General features: G+C 28.2%; 15 protein-coding genes. 14 read left to right on the top strand and 1 reads right to left on the bottom strand.

What is annotated here, in order from left to right:
• Positions 1-311: 311 nt before the first annotated feature.
• The 5 genes from rnmV (at position 312) to I4U58_RS06480 (ending at position 5,403) form a co-directional block, all read left to right on the top strand.
• Positions 312-857: a ribonuclease M5 gene (rnmV, locus tag I4U58_RS06500; RefSeq protein ID WP_195930216.1), complete on the top strand. Its 546-nt coding sequence runs from the start codon at positions 312-314 to the stop codon at positions 855-857.
• A gap of 131 nt (positions 858-988) precedes the next feature.
• Complete coding sequence (gene rsmA / locus I4U58_RS06495) at positions 989-1,855, top strand: 16S rRNA (adenine(1518)-N(6)/adenine(1519)-N(6))-dimethyltransferase RsmA (RefSeq protein WP_195930215.1); 867 nt, start codon at positions 989-991, stop codon at positions 1,853-1,855.
• 64 nt (positions 1,856-1,919) lie between these two features.
• The gene (locus I4U58_RS06490) at positions 1,920-3,254 is read left to right on the top strand and encodes a hypothetical protein (RefSeq protein ID WP_195930214.1); all 1,335 of its coding nucleotides are present in this window, start codon (positions 1,920-1,922) and stop codon (positions 3,252-3,254) included.
• Between the two features lie 314 nt (positions 3,255-3,568).
• Positions 3,569-4,543 (top strand): cation diffusion facilitator family transporter, encoded by a 975-nt coding sequence (locus tag I4U58_RS06485; RefSeq protein WP_195930213.1) that lies wholly within the window; start codon positions 3,569-3,571, stop codon positions 4,541-4,543.
• Between the two features lie 68 nt (positions 4,544-4,611).
• Entirely contained in the window at positions 4,612-5,403 is a 792-nt protein-coding gene (locus I4U58_RS06480) for a hypothetical protein (protein ID WP_243269576.1), read from the top strand.
• Positions 5,404-5,511: 108 nt separating this feature from the next.
• Here the strand turns inward: I4U58_RS06480 and murC are convergent, their stop codons facing one another.
• Positions 5,512-6,864 (bottom strand): UDP-N-acetylmuramate--L-alanine ligase, encoded by a 1,353-nt coding sequence (gene murC, locus I4U58_RS06475; protein ID WP_195930211.1) that lies wholly within the window; start codon positions 6,862-6,864, stop codon positions 5,512-5,514.
• 230 nt (positions 6,865-7,094) lie between these two features.
• On the opposite strand from murC, the gene purR reads away from it, so the two are divergent.
• The 9 genes from purR to I4U58_RS06430 all read left to right on the top strand — a co-directional run.
• Positions 7,095-7,943: a pur operon repressor gene (gene purR, locus I4U58_RS06470; protein WP_195930210.1), complete on the top strand. Its 849-nt coding sequence runs from the start codon at positions 7,095-7,097 to the stop codon at positions 7,941-7,943.
• 128 nt (positions 7,944-8,071) lie between these two features.
• Positions 8,072-8,350 carry a septation regulator SpoVG gene (spoVG, locus tag I4U58_RS06465; protein ID WP_022070784.1) on the top strand — a complete coding sequence of 93 codons (279 nt, stop codon included), beginning with the start codon at positions 8,072-8,074 and terminating at the stop codon, positions 8,348-8,350.
• Between the two features lie 345 nt (positions 8,351-8,695).
• Complete coding sequence (gene glmU / locus I4U58_RS06460) at positions 8,696-10,078, top strand: bifunctional UDP-N-acetylglucosamine diphosphorylase/glucosamine-1-phosphate N-acetyltransferase GlmU (RefSeq protein ID WP_207743838.1); 1,383 nt, start codon at positions 8,696-8,698, stop codon at positions 10,076-10,078.
• 63 nt (positions 10,079-10,141) lie between these two features.
• Positions 10,142-11,092, top strand: a complete 951-nt coding sequence (locus I4U58_RS06455) for a ribose-phosphate pyrophosphokinase (RefSeq protein WP_195930209.1) — start codon at positions 10,142-10,144, stop codon at positions 11,090-11,092.
• 274 nt (positions 11,093-11,366) lie between these two features.
• Positions 11,367-12,422 carry a PilT/PilU family type 4a pilus ATPase gene (locus tag I4U58_RS06450; protein WP_195930208.1) on the top strand — a complete coding sequence of 352 codons (1,056 nt, stop codon included), beginning with the start codon at positions 11,367-11,369 and terminating at the stop codon, positions 12,420-12,422.
• 111 nt (positions 12,423-12,533) lie between these two features.
• Positions 12,534-13,100 (top strand): prepilin peptidase, encoded by a 567-nt coding sequence (locus tag I4U58_RS06445; RefSeq protein WP_243269575.1) that lies wholly within the window; start codon positions 12,534-12,536, stop codon positions 13,098-13,100.
• Positions 13,101-13,113: 13 nt separating this feature from the next.
• Complete coding sequence (gene pth / locus I4U58_RS06440; protein WP_195930206.1) at positions 13,114-13,677, top strand: aminoacyl-tRNA hydrolase; 564 nt, start codon at positions 13,114-13,116, stop codon at positions 13,675-13,677.
• A gap of 11 nt (positions 13,678-13,688) precedes the next feature.
• Positions 13,689-17,084, top strand: coding sequence for a transcription-repair coupling factor (mfd, locus tag I4U58_RS06435; RefSeq protein ID WP_195930205.1), 3,396 nt, complete (start codon positions 13,689-13,691; stop codon positions 17,082-17,084).
• Positions 17,085-17,102: 18 nt separating this feature from the next.
• A partial coding sequence (locus tag I4U58_RS06430; RefSeq protein ID WP_195930204.1) for a peptidylprolyl isomerase occupies positions 17,103-18,074 on the top strand: 972 nt, incomplete at its 3' end.

Below are 18,074 nucleotides of genomic sequence, written 5' to 3'. Positions count from 1 at the left end.
GATGTATTAGTTTCTTTAGCACTTATCGCATCTGTTATCATAGGTGAAACTTTTGCAGCTGGAGAAATCGCAGTTATTTATATGTAAATAACTTTAATATATAAATTTTATCATAAATTAAGTACTTTAGTGTAAAATACAGTACTTTAATCAAATATATTGATGACTTTTGTAAAAAGGATTGATTAAATAATGAAAAAAATTTAAAATATAAAGATGCGAATGAGATAAGAAATCATTGAAATTTAGCAATATATAGACACGATAATTTATACTAATTTAATAAATATAAAATAAAAAGGTGAAATTAAATGATAAAAGAGATAATAGTAGTAGAAGGTAGAGACGATGTTACAGCAGTAAAAAGAGCCTTAGATGCTGAACTTATAACAACTGGTGGATTTGGATTTCCTAAAGGTGTTATGGAGAGAATCAAAGCTGCCCAAAAGAGAAGAGGGGTAATAATCTTTACTGATCCAGATTTTGCTGGTGAAAAAATAAGAAAGAAGATAGCTCAAGAAGTACCTGGATGTAAACATGCATTTTTACCAAGGGAAGAAGCTAAAAAAGATGGAGATATAGGGATAGAAAATGCATCTCCAGAAAGTATAATAAAAGCACTTAATAAAGTTAGAACTGAAAGTAGCAATAAGAGAGACGAATTTGGACAAGTTGACTTAATAAGAAATAATTTAATCGGAAATGAAGATGCATCTTATAGAAGAGATAAAATCGGTCAAATATTAGGGATAGGATACGGAAATGCAAAACAATTCCTAAGCAGATTAAATAATTATGGAGTTTCAAGAGAAGAATTTGTTGAAGCTGTAAACTCTATAGATAATACTGAAGAATAATAAAATAAAGATAGCTTTTATATTAAAATTGAAAATGTGTCAATAAAAATGTCTTAGTATTAATAAGATAATAATTGATAAAAATAATAGAAATATTTTAATAAAATATTATTTAAGGAAAGGAAAAAATAATGGATAGACTTTCATCACATAGAGCTACCAAAGAAGTAGTAAATAAACACAACTTTAAGTTTTCAAAGTCTTTAGGACAAAACTTCTTAATAGATGATAATGTAATAGACAGAATATTAGAAGGAGCTAGATTATCAGAAACTGATAAAATAATCGAGGTTGGACCTGGTATAGGAACACTAACAAGAGAGATGGGAAAAGTAGCTGAAAATGTAGTTTCTATCGAGATAGACAAGACATTAATCCCAATATTAAAAGAAACATTAGCTGATTTAGATAATGTTGAAGTTGTAAATGAAGACATATTAAAAGTAGACGTACAAGGATTAATAAAAGAAAAGTTAAATGGAGGACCAGTAAAATTAGTTGCCAATCTTCCATACTATATAACTACACCAATAGTTATGAAATTCTTAGAAGAAGATATTCCTGTTACTGACATAGTAGTAATGGTTCAAAAGGAAGTTGCAGACAGAATGAATGCACAACCATCTACAAAAGATTATGGTGCATTATCAGTAGCTGTTCAATATTACTGTGATACAGAAATAGTTGCAAAAGCTCCGAGACATATGTTTGTCCCACAACCAAATGTAGATTCAATAGTTATAGGACTTCATGTTAGAGATGAGAAAAAATATATTGTTGATAATGAAGATATTTTCTTCAAAACAGTAAAAGCATCTTTCGGACAAAGAAGAAAAACTTTATTAAACTCTTTAGGCGGCTTAGGATTCTTATCAAAAGATCAAATAAAAGAGGCGTTAAAAGCTGCAAACATAGATGAAAAAAGAAGAGGAGAAACTCTTAGCATAGATGAATTTGCTAATTTATCTAATGAAATAAATAAATTTTCATCTAAATAATACTATTTTCCAAAACCTTAAACATATAATATTTTGAGCAAGTATGTTTAAGGAGGGATAAGTAGTGGTTTCTAAAAGAAAATTTAAAAGAGACTATATCATATTAGAGGCAAAGGACATGAACTTTAGAAGTAAAGAACGTGTTCTTCCTAAAGCCTTTGCTAAAATAGAAGTAAATGATGAAAAATCAATAGTAGCGCTATATGTTGAAAATTTAAAAAATCTAAAAGATGGATATGATGTAATCGCTCTTCGTACTGATTATGAAAGATTAAATTTAGGAAGAATTAATCTAAACTCTCAAGGAAAGGGTGAATTTGTACTAGATTTAGGTGAAGATGATAGTGATATTAAGGCAATTGCACTTACTTATGATAAATATGTTCCACTTATCGGATTTAAAGGTAATAAAATAGAAAATTATGAAGAGTTAATATTTGAACCGGAAGAAGAAATCGAGGAATACACAGAAAGTGATGAAGAAGAATATATCGATAGAAATGATGTATACGAAGAAGTAGAATATGTAAATCCTGATGAAGGCGAATATGAATATGAAGAAGTAGAATATATATATGAAGATGATTTAGATAATGAAGATGACAACCTACAAACACAAGATACAAGTGAACCGGAAGAAATACAACAGACAGAAGAGGTCGAACCACAAGATACAGAAGATATTGAGGAGTATGAATATATTGAATACGAAGAACCTGAATACGAATATGAAGAGGTAGAAGAAATAGAAGAAACAAATCAAGAAGAAAATACACCAAATCAACAGTCAAAACCGAAAAAAGAATGCGCAAAACCTCTACAAATGCCAAAAGATGAAAGAGACAATAATATCAAACCAAAACAACAAAAATTAATTTCTAAAGATAGAACCCAAAACAAACGAAAAAATATGAAACAAGAACAATACAATCAACCAAAAACTATTCAAAAAAGCAACACAGATTTTGATGAAAAATTAAGTGCAGGAAAATTACTTATGCCTAGACAAATAAAGAAAGGTCTAAAATATTTTAAAGAAGTTAAACCATTTGCAGCGGATTATATCCCAAATACAAGATGGTGGAAGATAGAAATTACACCAACTACAATGAGTGGTTATACAATGCCTTATTTAGGATATGTAAATAGTTTAAATTATACTATGTATAGTGATATAGCTATGAATTCATATAAATACAGACATTACTTATTTGGAGTTCAATATGATGAATATAACAAGAGAAAAAATTATATTTATGCAATACCGGGCAAAAAATCTGAACAACCGGATAAAGGAACAACAGGTTTTACAACATATCAAACATGTGACAATAGAAGTACTAGTCTTGGATATTGGTTGTGCTTTATAGATTCTAAGGCTAGAAAAATAGAAAAATAGCTGTAAAATCAATTGAGAATTAATTGAAAAAACTTGCTTATTTTGATTACAATTTCTACTTTTAGGTGTTATAATATAATGAATAACACAATAAAATATACAAAAATTGTTTTAAAACGAACTTAATGGGTATATATAAATAAAATAAAAAATATCATATAAGTGGAAATAATAAACATAATTTAATATAAAAATAGAAAAATCGCCTAGAATTCCTAGGTGATTTTTACGTTTTAGGGAAATGATAATTAATATTGAAAGAAACATATATCCATTAGCAATATAGAAGTTTATTTAATTAGGAGGGAATTTATATGGAAACAAGATATGAAGAGGCAAGTAAAGTCACAATTTTGGCGATTTTGTGGAATGTATTTTTATCAATTATAAAAGTATTAGCAGGGGTAATTGGTAATTCAACTGCTATGATAGCAGATGGTATTCATTCTGCATCAGATATTATAACTTCAGTTGGCGTTTTAATAGGAAATAAAATTTCATCAAAACCAGGCGACAAAGAGCATAATTATGGGCATGAAAAAGCAGAAACATTAGTATCATTTTTATTATCAATTATGTTGATTGTTGTAGCTGTAACTATAGGTGTTGATGGAGCAAAGAAAATATTTAATTTAGATGAAGTGAAGGTACCGACATTAATACCACTTGTAGTGGCAGTAATATCAATAGCAATAAAAGAATATCAATATAGAATAACTATAAAGGTAGCAAAAAAAATAAATTCACCATCTCTTAAGGCTGATGCATGGCATCATAGATCTGATGCACTTTCGTCAGTAGCAGCATTTATAGGTATCGGTGGAGCTATGCTAGGTTATAAAATTTTAGAACCGATAGCAACTATAGTAGTTGCGCTTATAGTGTGTAAAGTTGCATTAGAGATATTTACAAATTCAATGAATGAACTTATGGATGTTTCTATAGATGAGGAACAAGAGAAACAAATAATAGAATACTGTAAAGAAACAACAGGCGTAAAACATATAAAAACTATGAGAACAAGAAAACATGGTGCATTTGCATATGTAGATTTAGTTATTTGTGTAGATGGAGCTTTAACAGTAAAACAAGGTCATGATATAGCTAATGATTTAGAAAAGAAATTAATTAATGAATTGGCAATTATAAAAGGAATAACAGTCCATGTAGAACCATGTATAAGTGAGTTTGATTTATGTAATAAAGAAGTAGAGATAGAGCCTGAAATAATAGATGAAGTTCCATGTATTGACTGTAATTCTAAAGAATGTCTTAATAATGATAAATAATACTTAAAAAATTAAATAAAAAGTTATATAATTATCATAGATAATTTTAAGGCATGGAGGGAAATATAATGTCAAAAAGAAAGGTGAAGAAAAGTGCCATTTTAATAATGGGGATAATTTGTTTCTTTATAATATATTTTGCTGCTTTTAATTACTTTTCTAATGTAGGAAAAGGTCAGGGTACTAAGATTCCAGATGTGGAAGAAAAAGTAGATGCAAGAAGTCTTTTAAGTCAATTTAAAAGCAAGAAGAAAATATATATATCAGATGGGAATGTTTCTAACGTTAGAATGGAAGAAGAAAAAGTACAAGAATTCCAATATTCTTTCAATGAATTTAGTAAAATTAGAACACCGGATTCTTATAAACCTATATATGAGGGATATACAGATGATGATATAAAATTTTCTACAGATTTAAATGTATTTAGGGTTTATACAGTAAACAAAGAAGAATATTATAAAGTGCCAGTAGCTTATAAAAAAGAATTCAAAGAAATTTTAGATACGAGTATATATACTTCTTTTGATTTTATAAAACAATATAAAACATGGAAGCAAGTAACAATAGATTATGGAGAGGAAACAAAGAAAATAAGTGGATGGAGTTATGACGATTTAGCTAGTAAAATGGTACAAAAAAGATTAGTCGAAAAAATACAACCAGAAAAAGCTAGAGAAAGATGTAAATATAAATTTACTATTAACATAACTTCAGATAATTATGAAGCTAGAGTAGATATAATGGGAGAGGATTATGTAAAAATAATAGTGAATAATTTAATCTCTTATTATGAAGTTTCAAATAATCTTTTTGACTATATAAAAACAGATATATTTAAAATATCAGATAGTGAATAATTTAAATATATGTAAATTTTATAAAATATATAACTTTTTAAAATTAATAAAAATAAAAATAGACTAATTTGTTTTTCAAATTAGTCTATTTTTTATAGAAATATACAATTAAGCTTCTTTTATTAATTGTTCACCAACTAAGTAAATTGGTCCAGCACCAGTAGTTATTACTACATCGTTTGGTTGAACATTTTCTTTTAAGTATTTAACTATATCATCAAATTCTGATATATATATAGCATCTACGTTATTGTGTTGTAATTTTTGAACTAAATCTTTTGAATGAACAGTTCCTGGGTCATCTTCTCTAGCAGCATAGATATCAGTTATTATAACTTTATCAGCTGAGTAGAATGCTTCTGCAAACTCATCTAGTAAAGATATTGTTCTACTGTAAGTGTGTGGTTGGAATACGCACCATAAAGTTCCTTTTTTAAATCTTTTTGCAGTAGATAATGTTGCTTTTATTTCAGTTGGATGATGTGCATAATCATCTATTACAGCAGCGTTATTGTATTCACCTTTTCTTTCAAATCTTCTACCAACACCAGTATAAGCTAAAATTCCTTCTTGTATAGTTTCTAAATCTATTCCAGAAACTAATGAAACGATTATTGCTGATGTAGCATTGTATATGTTGTGAAGACCAGGTACACTTAATTTAAATCCAGTTAATTTTTTACCCATGTAATTTAAATCAAAAGATCCACAGCCTAAATCATCAAATTCAATGTTTTCTATTATAACATCATTTGATTCTTTTTTACCAAATTTGATAGCCTTTGCCTTAACATCATGTAATATATCCATGTTAGGGTTATCTCCATTGATTACAAAGTAACCATCTTTAGGTAAAAGTTTACCGAATTTGTTGAATGATGCTTTTATTTCATCTATTCCAGAGAAGTAATCAAGATGATCTTCTTCTATATTTAATACTATTGCAATTTTAGGATTGAAGTTTAAGAAACTATCAACATATTCACAAGCTTCTGTTATAAAATGATCTGAATGACCTATTTTAACATTTCCGCCTATTGATTTTAAGTTACCACCAACTAATATTGTAGGGTCTAATTCAGCCTGTTCAAATACAGTAGATAACATTGATGTTGTAGTAGTTTTTCCATGCGTTCCTGAAACTGCAATTGAGTTTTTGTACTCTCTCATTAATTGGCCTAAAAATGCCGCTCTATTTATTGTCAATTTATTTTTATTTTTTGCTTCAACTAATTCTGGGTTTTCTGGATGAATAGCAGCTGTATATACAACTATATCTATATCATCAGATATATTTTCTTTAGCATGACCTATAAAGATTTTTGCGCCTTGAGATTCTAATTTTTCAGTAAGTTCTGAGCCATGCATATCAGAACCAGAAACAGTATAATTTTTATTAAGACATATTTCTGCTAAGGCACTCATACTGATACCACCAATACCAATAAAATGTATATTCATAAATAAAACCACCTTTCTTTTTAATTAAGTCCTATAATCTGAACTATTTATGTGGTATAATTAACTAATGTTCAATATTTAAAGTATAATATGTACATACTATTAATATATATACTTTTATTTATTAAATATTATGTTTAAACATAAATCTTATTATACCATATTATGAGAGATTATGCATTAAATACTTTAAATTGTAAGGATAGTCGTTTTAGGAGGTTTTAATAATTATGAAGTTTAAAAGAACGGAAAGAATAGGCGCTATAGTAAAAATATTATCAGATAACCCCAACAAAATATACACATTAAGTTACTTTACTGAGAAATTTAATGCTGCAAAATCTACAATAAGTGAAGATTTATTAGTTGTAAAAAATGTTTTTGAAAAATTAGAATTAGGAAGAGTAATTACAATTTCAGGAGCTGCTGGAGGAGTTAAATATATACCAAAAACATCAATTGAAGAAAATAAACAATTCTTAATGGAATTATGTGAAAAAGTAAATGATGACTCAAGAAAACTTTCAGGAGGTTTCTTATATTTAATAGATTTAATCTACAATCCAGCTATAGTTGCTAAAATCGGAAAAATCTTTGCTTCTAATTTAGATTACACTGAAGCTGATTATGTAGTAACTATGGAAACAAAAGGTATTCCTATGGCACTTATGACAGCTAAAGCTATGAATCTACCTCTAGTTATAATAAGAAAAGATATGAAAGTTTCAGAAGGACCAACATTAAGTATGACTTATGTTACTGGTGGAAACAACAAAGTAGAAAGTATGAGTTTACCTAGAAAAGCATTAAAACCAAATAGTAAGGTTATATTAATTGATGATTTCATGAGAGGTGGCGGAACATTAAAAGGTATGACAGATTTAATGCATGAGTTCGGAGCACAAGTAATGGGTACAGGTGTATTTATATCTACAACAAAACCTCAAGAAAAAATGGTAAAGGATTACATATCATTAATTGAAATAGATAATAACGGAGATAGTATAATAGCAAAACCTAATTTCAAAACATTTAAAGATGAATATAGAGATTCACAATTTGAATCTGATGATAAATAATACGATAGTTAGAAAAATTTAATTAAAATTCAAAAAAAAAGAGGATATCAGTTTTCTTTATAGAATTATTTAGAATACAGTTTATAATAAGTAATATTTTGTCAAAATCATAAAGGGGGATATTGAGAATGAACATAACTGACGTAAGAGTAAGAAAAATAACAAACGAAGGAAAGATGAAATGTATAGTTTCTATAACTTTCGATAACCTATTTGTTGTTCATGACATTAAGGTAATAGAAGGTCATAATGGACTATTTATTGCTATGCCAAGTAGAAAAGTAGGAGAAGGTAACTTTAGAGATATAGCTCATCCAATAAATGCAGAAATGAGACAAGTTCTTGAAGATGCAGTTTTAAAAGCTTATCATGAAGCTTTAGCTCAATTAGAAGTTGCTGCTGAATAAGTTTATAATTTAATTTGTTATATATTAAAACCGAATCATAAGATTCGGTTTTTTTGTATAAAAATACATAATTTGAGATATTATCATACTGTAGTAAGAACTCATTTTTACACTAATTATTATTAATGCGAAAAACCTAGCAATTTTCAATAAAAAATGTTATATTATTAGAGATAAATACGGATATTAATATGTATCTATACGATTTATTTAGCATACTATAATATTTTTCATACGTTTTTGAAAAAAATACAACTTTATTGAGAAAAAAAACGGACAAAAGTATATAATATTGTATGTAAATAATTACTTTACAGAAAATATTTATATGAATGGAGTGAAATAATGAACTTTAAAGCAATAATACTTGCTGCTGGAAAAGGTACTAGAATGAAATCTAAAAACCCTAAGGTAGTACATAAAGTATGTGGAAAAGAAATGGTAAACCATGTAATTGATATTTCAAATAAATCAGGTGTGAACGATGTCGTAGTTATATTAGGACACGGTTCTGAAACTGTAAAAAATGTAATACCACAAGATGCTATTGTAGTAATGCAAACTGAGCAATTAGGAACAGGTCATGCTGTTAAAATGGCTAAAGATACTATTAATGATGATGATATAATAGTTGTACTATGTGGAGATACTCCTTTAATAGAAGAAGAAACTCTTAAAAAGCTATTTGATTATCATTTAGAAAATGAATATATGGCTACTGTTTTAACAACTAAAGTTGACGATCCAACAGGATACGGAAGAGTTATAAGAGATTCAGAAGGAAACTTCGCAAGAATAGTAGAACAAAAAGATGCTAATGAAGAAGAATTAGCTGTCAATGAAATCAATTCAGGAATTTATTGTTTCAAAGGTGATAAACTAAAAGAAGCATTAGATCTATTAGATAACAATAATGCTCAAGGAGAGTATTATTTAACTGATACTATGAAAATAATAAAAGATAGAGGTTCTAAAGTAGGAGCTTTTGTAGGGGCTACTATAGAAGAACTTATGGGTGTAAATTCAAGAGTTCAGTTATCACAAGCCGAAGCAATCATGAGAAAAAGAATAAATAAAAGACATATGGATAATGGAGTTACAATAATCAACCCAGAAAATACATATATAGAGTCAAATGTACAAATCGGTAAGGATACAATTATAGAACCAGGTGTAATGTTAAAAGGAAACACTGAAATAGGTGAAGAATGTATAATAGGAATGAATTCTTCTATAACAAATTCTAAAATAGGTAATTTTACAGAAATAAAAATATCTACTATAATAGATAGCGCTGTTGGCGAAAATACGACTGTTGGTCCTTATGCTTATTTAAGACCAAAAAGTAACGTAGGAAACCACGTTAAAATAGGAGATTTCGTAGAAGTTAAAAATGCTAACATAGGAGATTACTCAAAAGCATCACACTTATCTTACATAGGAGATGCAGATGTAGGAAAAGATGTTAATATAGGATGTGGAGTAGTATTTGTAAACTATGATGGTAAAAATAAATTTAGGTCAGTTGTGGAAGATGGAGCTTTTATAGGTTCTAACTCAAACTTAGTTGCCCCAGTTCATATACAACATAAAGGATATATAGCAACAGGTTCTACTATAACTGAAGATGTTCCAGATGGAGCATTAGCTATAGCAAGACAAAGACAAGTTGTTAAAGAAGGTTGGGTAGCTAGAAAAGAAGCAAAAGACGCTAAAAATAATAAATAAATTTGCCTTTAATAGACATAATTGTCTAATAATATAATATATAAATTTTTCGGGAGGATAATAATGAATACTAGCGGAAGTGAGATTAAAATAATCACTGGTAATGCAAACCCAGAACTAGCAGCTAAAATAGCTGAAAAAGTAGGAGTTAAACTTTCAGATTGTGTAGTTACTAAATTCAGTGACGGAGAAATATCTGTAAACATGAATGAAACAGTAAGAGGATGTGACGTTTTCGTAGTTCAATCTACAAATAATCCAGTAAACCAAAACTTAATGGAATTATTAATAATGATAGATGCATTAAAAAGAGCATCTGCAGGTAGAATAACAGCAGTTATTCCTTACTATGGATATGCAAGACAAGACAGAAAAGCAAAATCAAGAGATCCAATTACTGCAAAATTAGTTGCAAACTTATTAACAGCAGCTGGAGCAGACAGAGTGTTAACTATGGATTTACATGCTGCACAAATACAAGGATATTTCGATATACCAGTAGATCACCTTTTAGGACAAAACTTATTAGCTAACTACTTTAATAAAATGGGATTAGAGGACATAACAGTAGTTTCACCAGACTTAGGAAGTGTTACTAGATCTAGAAAATTTGCTAATCAATTAGATGGAGATGTTCCACTAGCAATAATTGATAAGAGAAGACCAAAAGCTAACGTTTCAGAAGTTATGAACCTAATTGGAGATGTTAAAGATAGAAATATCATAATGCTTGACGATATGATCGATACTGCAGGTACAATAACAAATGCTGCTAATGCATTAAAGAAATTTGGGGCTAAAGATATATATGCTTGTTGTACACATGCTGTTTTATCTGGACCAGCTATAGAAAGAATAAAAGAATCTTCTATAACTAAGTTAATAGTATTAGATACTATAAAACTTCCAGAAGAAAAGAAATTAGACAACATAGAAGTATTAACAGTAGCAGACTTATTTGCAGATGCAATCAAGAAAATATTCAATAACGAATCTGTTAGTGTATTATTCTAATAAGAAAATTATATAAGAATTTATTGATCGTAGGTATTGCCCAAGTGATAATCACTTGGGCAATATTTTTTTGATTTTTAGTTAAATCTAGGATTATATTAAAAATTATAAATTATAAATCATAGAGCCTCTGTATAGGTCAAAAAATAAAGTTATTTAATCTAGAACTGTATATAAATATTAAAATTTAACGATAATACAAATACTTAAAAAATAAATTACTTGTATTTATATGATTATCCACATATAAGTAATTTTTAGAAAGGAGAGATAGATGGATTTATATCAAATAATAGATGAAGCGATCACTCTAAATGCATCAGATATCCATATTACCGTTGACTTATCCCCAGTTGCTAGAATAAATGGCAAATTTAAAAAATTATCAAATGAATTATTATCAAATAACGATGTGTATAACTTAGTAAACCAGATTACGGATGAAAGTCTTATGAATAAAATCAAAGAATATGGAGATGTGGATTTTTCTGTTTCATTACCTAATAGACATAGAGCTAGAGTAAATATTTATAAACAAAAAAACAATTACGCTATAGCACTAAGAATAATTCCAAACAATATCCCTAAATTTGAAGAATTAAAACTTCCAGAAGTCATGAGAGAATTTACTAAAAAACAAAAGGGATTAGTTTTAATTACAGGACCAACTGGAAGTGGAAAATCTAGTACACTAGCAAGCTTAATTGATTTGATTAACGAAAATAGAGAATGTCATATTATAACTTTAGAAGACCCTATAGAATATATCCACACTCATAAAAAAAGTATTGTAAATCAACGTGAAATAGGAAGAGATTCAAAGAACTTTAATTCAGCATTAAAATCAAGCTTAAGACAAGATCCAGATGTAATTTTAATAGGAGAGATGAGAGATGCTGAAAGTATTTCTATAGCATTAAGAGCAGCAGAAACGGGTCATTTAGTTTTTTCTACTATGCACACTATAGGAGCGGCTAAAACTATAGATAGAATAATCGATACATTTGAATCATCTAAACAGCAACAAATTAGAAGTCAATTATCCACAGCATGCACAGGAATTGTATCTCAACAACTAATTCCTACAATTGATGAAAAATCTCGTATAGTTGCAACTGAAGTCATGATTACAAATACTGCAATAAGTAATCTTATTAGAGAAAATAAAATATATCAAATTCAAAATATTATCCAAACTTCATCAAAACAAAATATGTTCTCTATGGACCAAGACATTTCGAGACTCTATAAACAGGGTTTGATATCTAAAGAAACCTTAATAAATCGATGTAATGATTTACAATATATCGAAAAAATAATAAAAATTTAAAATGAAAAGTAAAATCCATCTTAAAAATTTTATATGATTTATGCAATAATAACTATTTTTTTTATAATTTCTTATATAGAAAATAAATTAATATACTTAATATGCAAGGAAATGAAGTACTCTTTATCTAATAGTATAATAGTGTATTTAACAAGTATAATAACTTTACTGTTAATATATAATAAATATGATATAACTTTAAATTCTATAAGTTATTTACTATTAATCCCATTTATAGTTGTGATTTCTATAATAGATTTTCGAACAAGTTTTGTATACGATATAACAGTAGTTAGTGGTATAATAGTTCAGAGTATAATATTTATATTGGCTAGAATTCCTCATACAGAGTTATTAGACCATTTTATTGGTTTAATAATAGGTCTTCTATTGTCTTTTTTAATTTGTAAATTTACAAGGGCATTTGCAGAAGGCGATATAGGAGTTTATGGATTATGCTGTTTTGTATTAGGTGCAAAACACAGCTTTAATATATTCGCATTATCTTTTATTATAACTTCTTTATTTGGAATTTTAATAATCTTGAAGCAAAAGAAAGTGGACTTAAAGAGGAGAATACCTTTTACGCCATTTATTTCTATGGCTACAATTTTAATTATACTAACACAATATGATATAATAAAAATCTATTTTGAAATGATAAACAATGGTTTATAAGGAGGCGAAAATTTTGTATATAATAGTGGGATTAGGAAATCCAGGAGACAAATACGAAAAAACAAGACACAATGTTGGATTTAATGTTATAGATCTTTTGGCAAAGGAATATTCAATAGACGTAAGTAAATTAAAACATAAAGCATTGATAGGTGAAGGAAGAGTTGGAACTGAAAAAGTAATTTTAGTTAAACCTATGACGTATATGAATTTAAGTGGAGAATCAGTAGTAGATATATGCAATTACTATAACGTTGATTTAGAAAATGTAATAGTAATATATGATGATATCGACTTAGATGTAGGTAAAATTAGAATTAGAAAAAAAGGTAGTGGTGGAACTCATAATGGAATGAGATCTATAATTAAATGCCTAGGTTCTAATGAATTCCCAAGAGTAAGAGTTGGAATCTCAAAACCTAAAAATGGACAAGATTTAGCAGATTTTGTTTTATCTAGATTTGCAAAAGAAGATGAAAAATCACTTAATGAAAGTTTTGAAAATGCTGTAGCAGCAATTGATTGCGCTATTAGACAAGATCTAGATTTAGCAATGAATAGATATAATGTAAAATAAGGAGGGGCTATATGGAGGATGTTTTTGTATACCCTTTAAAAAACTCAAATGAGTATAATGAGATTATAAATACAATATGCAATAAAGAGGGATCATTACAACTAAATGGTCTCTTAGATATGCAAAAGCCACATATAACTTATTCTATATTTAAAGAACTAGCTAGACCTACTTTGTTTATTGCAAACAGTGATTTGGAGGCAAAGAAGGTCTACAATGAACTTTGTTTTTATACTAAGGATAAGGTGGAGTATTTAGGCAGTGATGAAATTTATTTTTATCACCTAGATGCAAAAGATAGAAATGAAGAAGCAAAGAAATTAAGAGTACTATTAAAACTGGCTAAAAAACAAAAAACAATCGTTGTTACATCTGTAGATGCAATATTAAGAAAGTATATACCTAAAAATGTTTTATTAGATAATATATATACTTATAAAATTGGAGATATTATCGATTTAGAGGAATTAAGTCAAAAATTAGTCAGACTGGGTTATGAAAGAGTCTCAAGAATAGAAGGGCTAGGTCAATTCAGTATTAGAGGTGGAATAATAGATATATATTCATTAGAATATACTAATCCTATTCGTATAGAGTTATTCGATGATGAAATCGATTCTATACGTACTTTTGATGTTTTTTCACAAAAATCAATAGAAAAAATTAAAAAAGTAGTGATCACACCATCGCGTGAATTTATATATCCAGAAGATACAACATCAGCAGTTGAAAAGATACAACTTGAAACAAATCAGTATACAGATGATGATGTGTTTAATAATATAGAAAATATTGCCCAAAAGACATACTTCCAAGGGGTAGAAAACTATATAGATTATTTATATGAAGAAAATAATAAAAGTATATTTAACTACTTACCAGACAACGCAATAGTAGTTATAAATGATATATCTAGGCTAAAAGAAAGATGTGAAAACTTTGTAAATGAGTTTAATGATAATTTTAATCTAAATCTTGAAAGAGGTTTAGCAATAAAAAATCAAGGTAATTTAATTTATTCATATGACGAGTTACCATTCTTATTAGAGAACAAGAATTTAATTATAAATTCTCTGTTACCAAAGCCAGTAAACGGATTTTCTGTTACTAATATTATTAATTTTGATTCTAGAGAAGTACCTTCTTACAACTCAAAATTAGATGTGCTAGTAGAAGATTTAAATAAACTTAGATATAACGGATACAAAGTTATACTAGCTGTAAATTCTACAGATAGATGTAAAAAGCTACATAAAGATTTATTTGACTTAGGTTTAGAAGTAGCTATATCAAAAAGCAGAAATATAGAATTAAAGTCATCACAAATAGTTATTGTTCCAGCCAATCTTAGCAAGGGATTTGAATATAAATCTATTAAATTCCAAGTAATAACTGATAGTGAAATAATAGGCGTAAATAAAAAAGTTTCTAAAAAATCTAAAAAGAAGAAAAATAAAAATGGACAAAAAATAGAATCATTTTTAGATTTAAAAATAGGAGACTATGTAGTTCATGAAAATAGCGGTATAGGTAGATATACAGGTATTGAACAGATATTAGTTAATGGAGTTAAGAAAGACTACCTAAAAATAATTTACCAAGGTGGAGATAATTTATATGTTCCTATAGACCAAATGGACAAAGTTCAAAAATATATAGGTGCAGATGCTCAAAAGGTTAAATTAAATAAGCTTGGAACAAATGAATGGACTAAAGCAAAGGCAAAAGTTCAACGTGAAATAGAAGATATGACTAAAGATTTAGTTGAACTTTATGCAAAAAGAGAAAAGGTAAAAGGATATAAATTCTCTAAAGATACAGTTTGGCAAAAAGAGTTTGAATCAATGTTTCCATATGAAGAAACTGAAGATCAGTTAAAAGCAATTAAAGAAACTAAAAAAGATATGGAATCATCAAAAGTAATGGATAGACTTGTCTGTGGAGATGTTGGGTATGGTAAAACAGAAGTTGCTATAAGGGCAGCATTTAAGGCTTGTATGGACCAAAAGCAAGTCGCTATATTAGTTCCAACAACTATATTAGCTCAACAACATTACAACACATTTAAACAGAGATTTGAAAACTATCCAATAAGAGTAGAAGTTTTAAGTAGATTCAAAACGGCTAAACAACAAAGAGAAATAATAAATGATGCTAGAAAAGGTTTAGTGGATATTCTTATCGGAACACATAGAATAGTATCTGATGATATAAACTTACCTAATCTAGGACTAGTAGTAATAGATGAGGAGCAAAGGTTTGGAGTTAGACACAAAGAATCGCTTAAAAAGATAAAAAATACTGTTGATGTACTTACATTATCAGCAACTCCTATTCCAAGAACGTTACATATGTCATTAAGTGGAATAAGAGATATGAGTGTAATTGAAGAGCCACCACAAGAAAGACATCCAGTTATAACTTATGTTGTAGAAGCAAAAGAAAGTATAATTCAAGATGAAATAGAAAGAGAAATCGCTAGAGGTGGACAAGTATTTTTCGTCTATAATCGAGTGGAACAGATTGAAGAGATGGCGAGTATGGTACAAAAATTAGTACCAGATGCTAGAGTAGCTGTTGCACATGGTAGAATGACATCTAAGGCACTTGAAAATATTATATTAGGATTTTTAAATAAAGAATATGATGTGTTAGTCTGTACAACAATAGTTGAAACAGGAATGGATATATCAAATGCAAATACAATGATTATATATGATGCAGACAAAATGGGGCTTGCTCAGCTTTATCAGTTAAGAGGTAGAGTAGGTAGAAGTTCTAGACAAGGTTATGCATATTTAATGTATGAAAAAGACAAAGTATTAAGTGAAATAGCAGAAAAAAGACTAAAAGCAATTAGGGAGTTTACAGAATTTGGTTCTGGGTTTAAAATAGCTATGAGGGACTTAGAAATAAGAGGTGCTGGAAATATCCTAGGAGCACAACAACATGGTCACATGGCAGTGATAGGTTATGATTTATATGTAAAAATGCTAAACGAGGCTATAAAGAAAGTAAAAGGCGAGGTAATAGAAGAACCTATAGATGTCGAAATTAACTTAGCTGTAAATGCATATATTCCTAATTCTTATATTTCAGAAGAGATTGATAAAATAGAAATGTATAAGAAAATAGCATCTATAGAAAATAAAGATGATATGGAAGAAGTTAAAGAAGAATTAGTAGATAGATTCTCAGATGTACCTAGATCAGTTCAAACTTTACTTTATATAGCATATATAAAATCTATGTGCAAAAAACTAAAGATAGAAAGAGTCACTCAAAATCAAAATGAAATTAGTTTAGTACCTTTAACAAGATACAAAACTAAAGAAAAGGTTGGCTACAAAATTGTAAATGAATTAGTAGATTTACTAGAAAAAATGTGTAAGCTAAACGAAAAATAATATGAAGAGGTGCATGATATGAAAAAAGTTATGGCGTTAGTACTATCATTTGTTTTAGGGATAAGCATGATAGGGTGTTCTGACAAGGCAGTTGCAACAGTAAATGGTGAAAAAATACCTGCTAAATATTTTGAAACTTATGTTAACTGGACTAAGTTAGTATATGAATCTAATTACGGATATACATCTTCAGTTTGGAAAACTGAAATGGAAGATACAGCAAGTTCTAGCGATTCAAAAAGTAAAAGTGATGAAAAACAAACTTATTGGGATGCTTTCAAATCTCAAATACTTGTATCAATGGAACAATCAGAAGTAGTATATCAAAAAGCTAAAGAAGTTAAAGTAACTCCAACAGATAAAGAAGTTCAAGAACAAGTAGATACTTTTAATGAAACTGTAAATAGCAATGATTCGACAAAAGAACAAGCTAAAAAAGCTGGTATAAATGATGAATTCTTAAAATATATTTTAACTAGAGAATTAGCATATAGTGCTTATAAAGAGTATTATAATAAAAATACAAAAGTAGATGAAAGTACTTTAAAGAAAGAATATGAAAAAAATAAAGAGTCATATGATACAGTAACTGCATCTCATATATTAATATCAACTCAAGATGATAGTGGAAATGAGTTATCTGATAAAGAAAAAGCTGCAGCTAAACAAAAAGCTGAAGAAGTACTTCAAAAAGCTAAATCAGGTGAAGACTTTGCTGAATTAGCTAAAGAATATTCAGATGATAGTGCAAATGCTTCATCTGGAGGTAATTTAGGCGATTTCACTGCTGGAGAAATGGTTGAAGAATTTAGCAATGCTGCATTTGCATTAGATAAAAATGAAATTTCAGACATAGTTGAAACTCAATATGGGTATCATATAATTAAAGTAACAGATAAAGCTACTACATTTAATATTTCAGCTTGTCCATTTTTTATTTCTTGTTCTGCTTGTGAAATTTGGATATTTGCACTTTTTTCTGAGTTTTGT

This window comes from Clostridium sp. 1001270J_160509_D11 (genome assembly GCF_015667935.1).
Lineage (GTDB): Bacteria > Bacillota > Clostridia > Peptostreptococcales > Peptostreptococcaceae > Intestinibacter.
This window is presented reverse-complemented; position numbering and strand designations above follow the sequence as displayed.

What these genes read in the sequence shown, in the direction of transcription:
- rnmV (WP_195930216.1), top strand. Translation starts at nt 312, where the DNA reads ATGATAAAAGAGATAATAGTAGTAGAAGGTAGAGACGATGTTACAGCA.
- rsmA (WP_195930215.1), top strand. Translation starts at nt 989, where the DNA reads ATGGATAGACTTTCATCACATAGAGCTACCAAAGAAGTAGTAAATAAA.
- I4U58_RS06485 (WP_195930213.1), top strand. Translation starts at nt 3,569, where the DNA reads ATGGAAACAAGATATGAAGAGGCAAGTAAAGTCACAATTTTGGCGATT.
- I4U58_RS06480 (WP_243269576.1), top strand. Translation starts at nt 4,612, where the DNA reads ATGTCAAAAAGAAAGGTGAAGAAAAGTGCCATTTTAATAATGGGGATA.
- murC (WP_195930211.1), bottom strand. Translation starts at nt 6,864, where the DNA reads ATGAATATACATTTTATTGGTATTGGTGGTATCAGTATGAGTGCCTTA.
- purR (WP_195930210.1), top strand. Translation starts at nt 7,095, where the DNA reads ATGAAGTTTAAAAGAACGGAAAGAATAGGCGCTATAGTAAAAATATTA.
- spoVG (WP_022070784.1), top strand. Translation starts at nt 8,072, where the DNA reads ATGAACATAACTGACGTAAGAGTAAGAAAAATAACAAACGAAGGAAAG.
- glmU (WP_207743838.1), top strand. Translation starts at nt 8,696, where the DNA reads ATGAACTTTAAAGCAATAATACTTGCTGCTGGAAAAGGTACTAGAATG.
- I4U58_RS06455 (WP_195930209.1), top strand. Translation starts at nt 10,142, where the DNA reads ATGAATACTAGCGGAAGTGAGATTAAAATAATCACTGGTAATGCAAAC.
- I4U58_RS06450 (WP_195930208.1), top strand. Translation starts at nt 11,367, where the DNA reads ATGGATTTATATCAAATAATAGATGAAGCGATCACTCTAAATGCATCA.
- I4U58_RS06445 (WP_243269575.1), top strand. Translation starts at nt 12,534, where the DNA reads ATGAAGTACTCTTTATCTAATAGTATAATAGTGTATTTAACAAGTATA.
- mfd (WP_195930205.1), top strand. Translation starts at nt 13,689, where the DNA reads ATGGAGGATGTTTTTGTATACCCTTTAAAAAACTCAAATGAGTATAAT.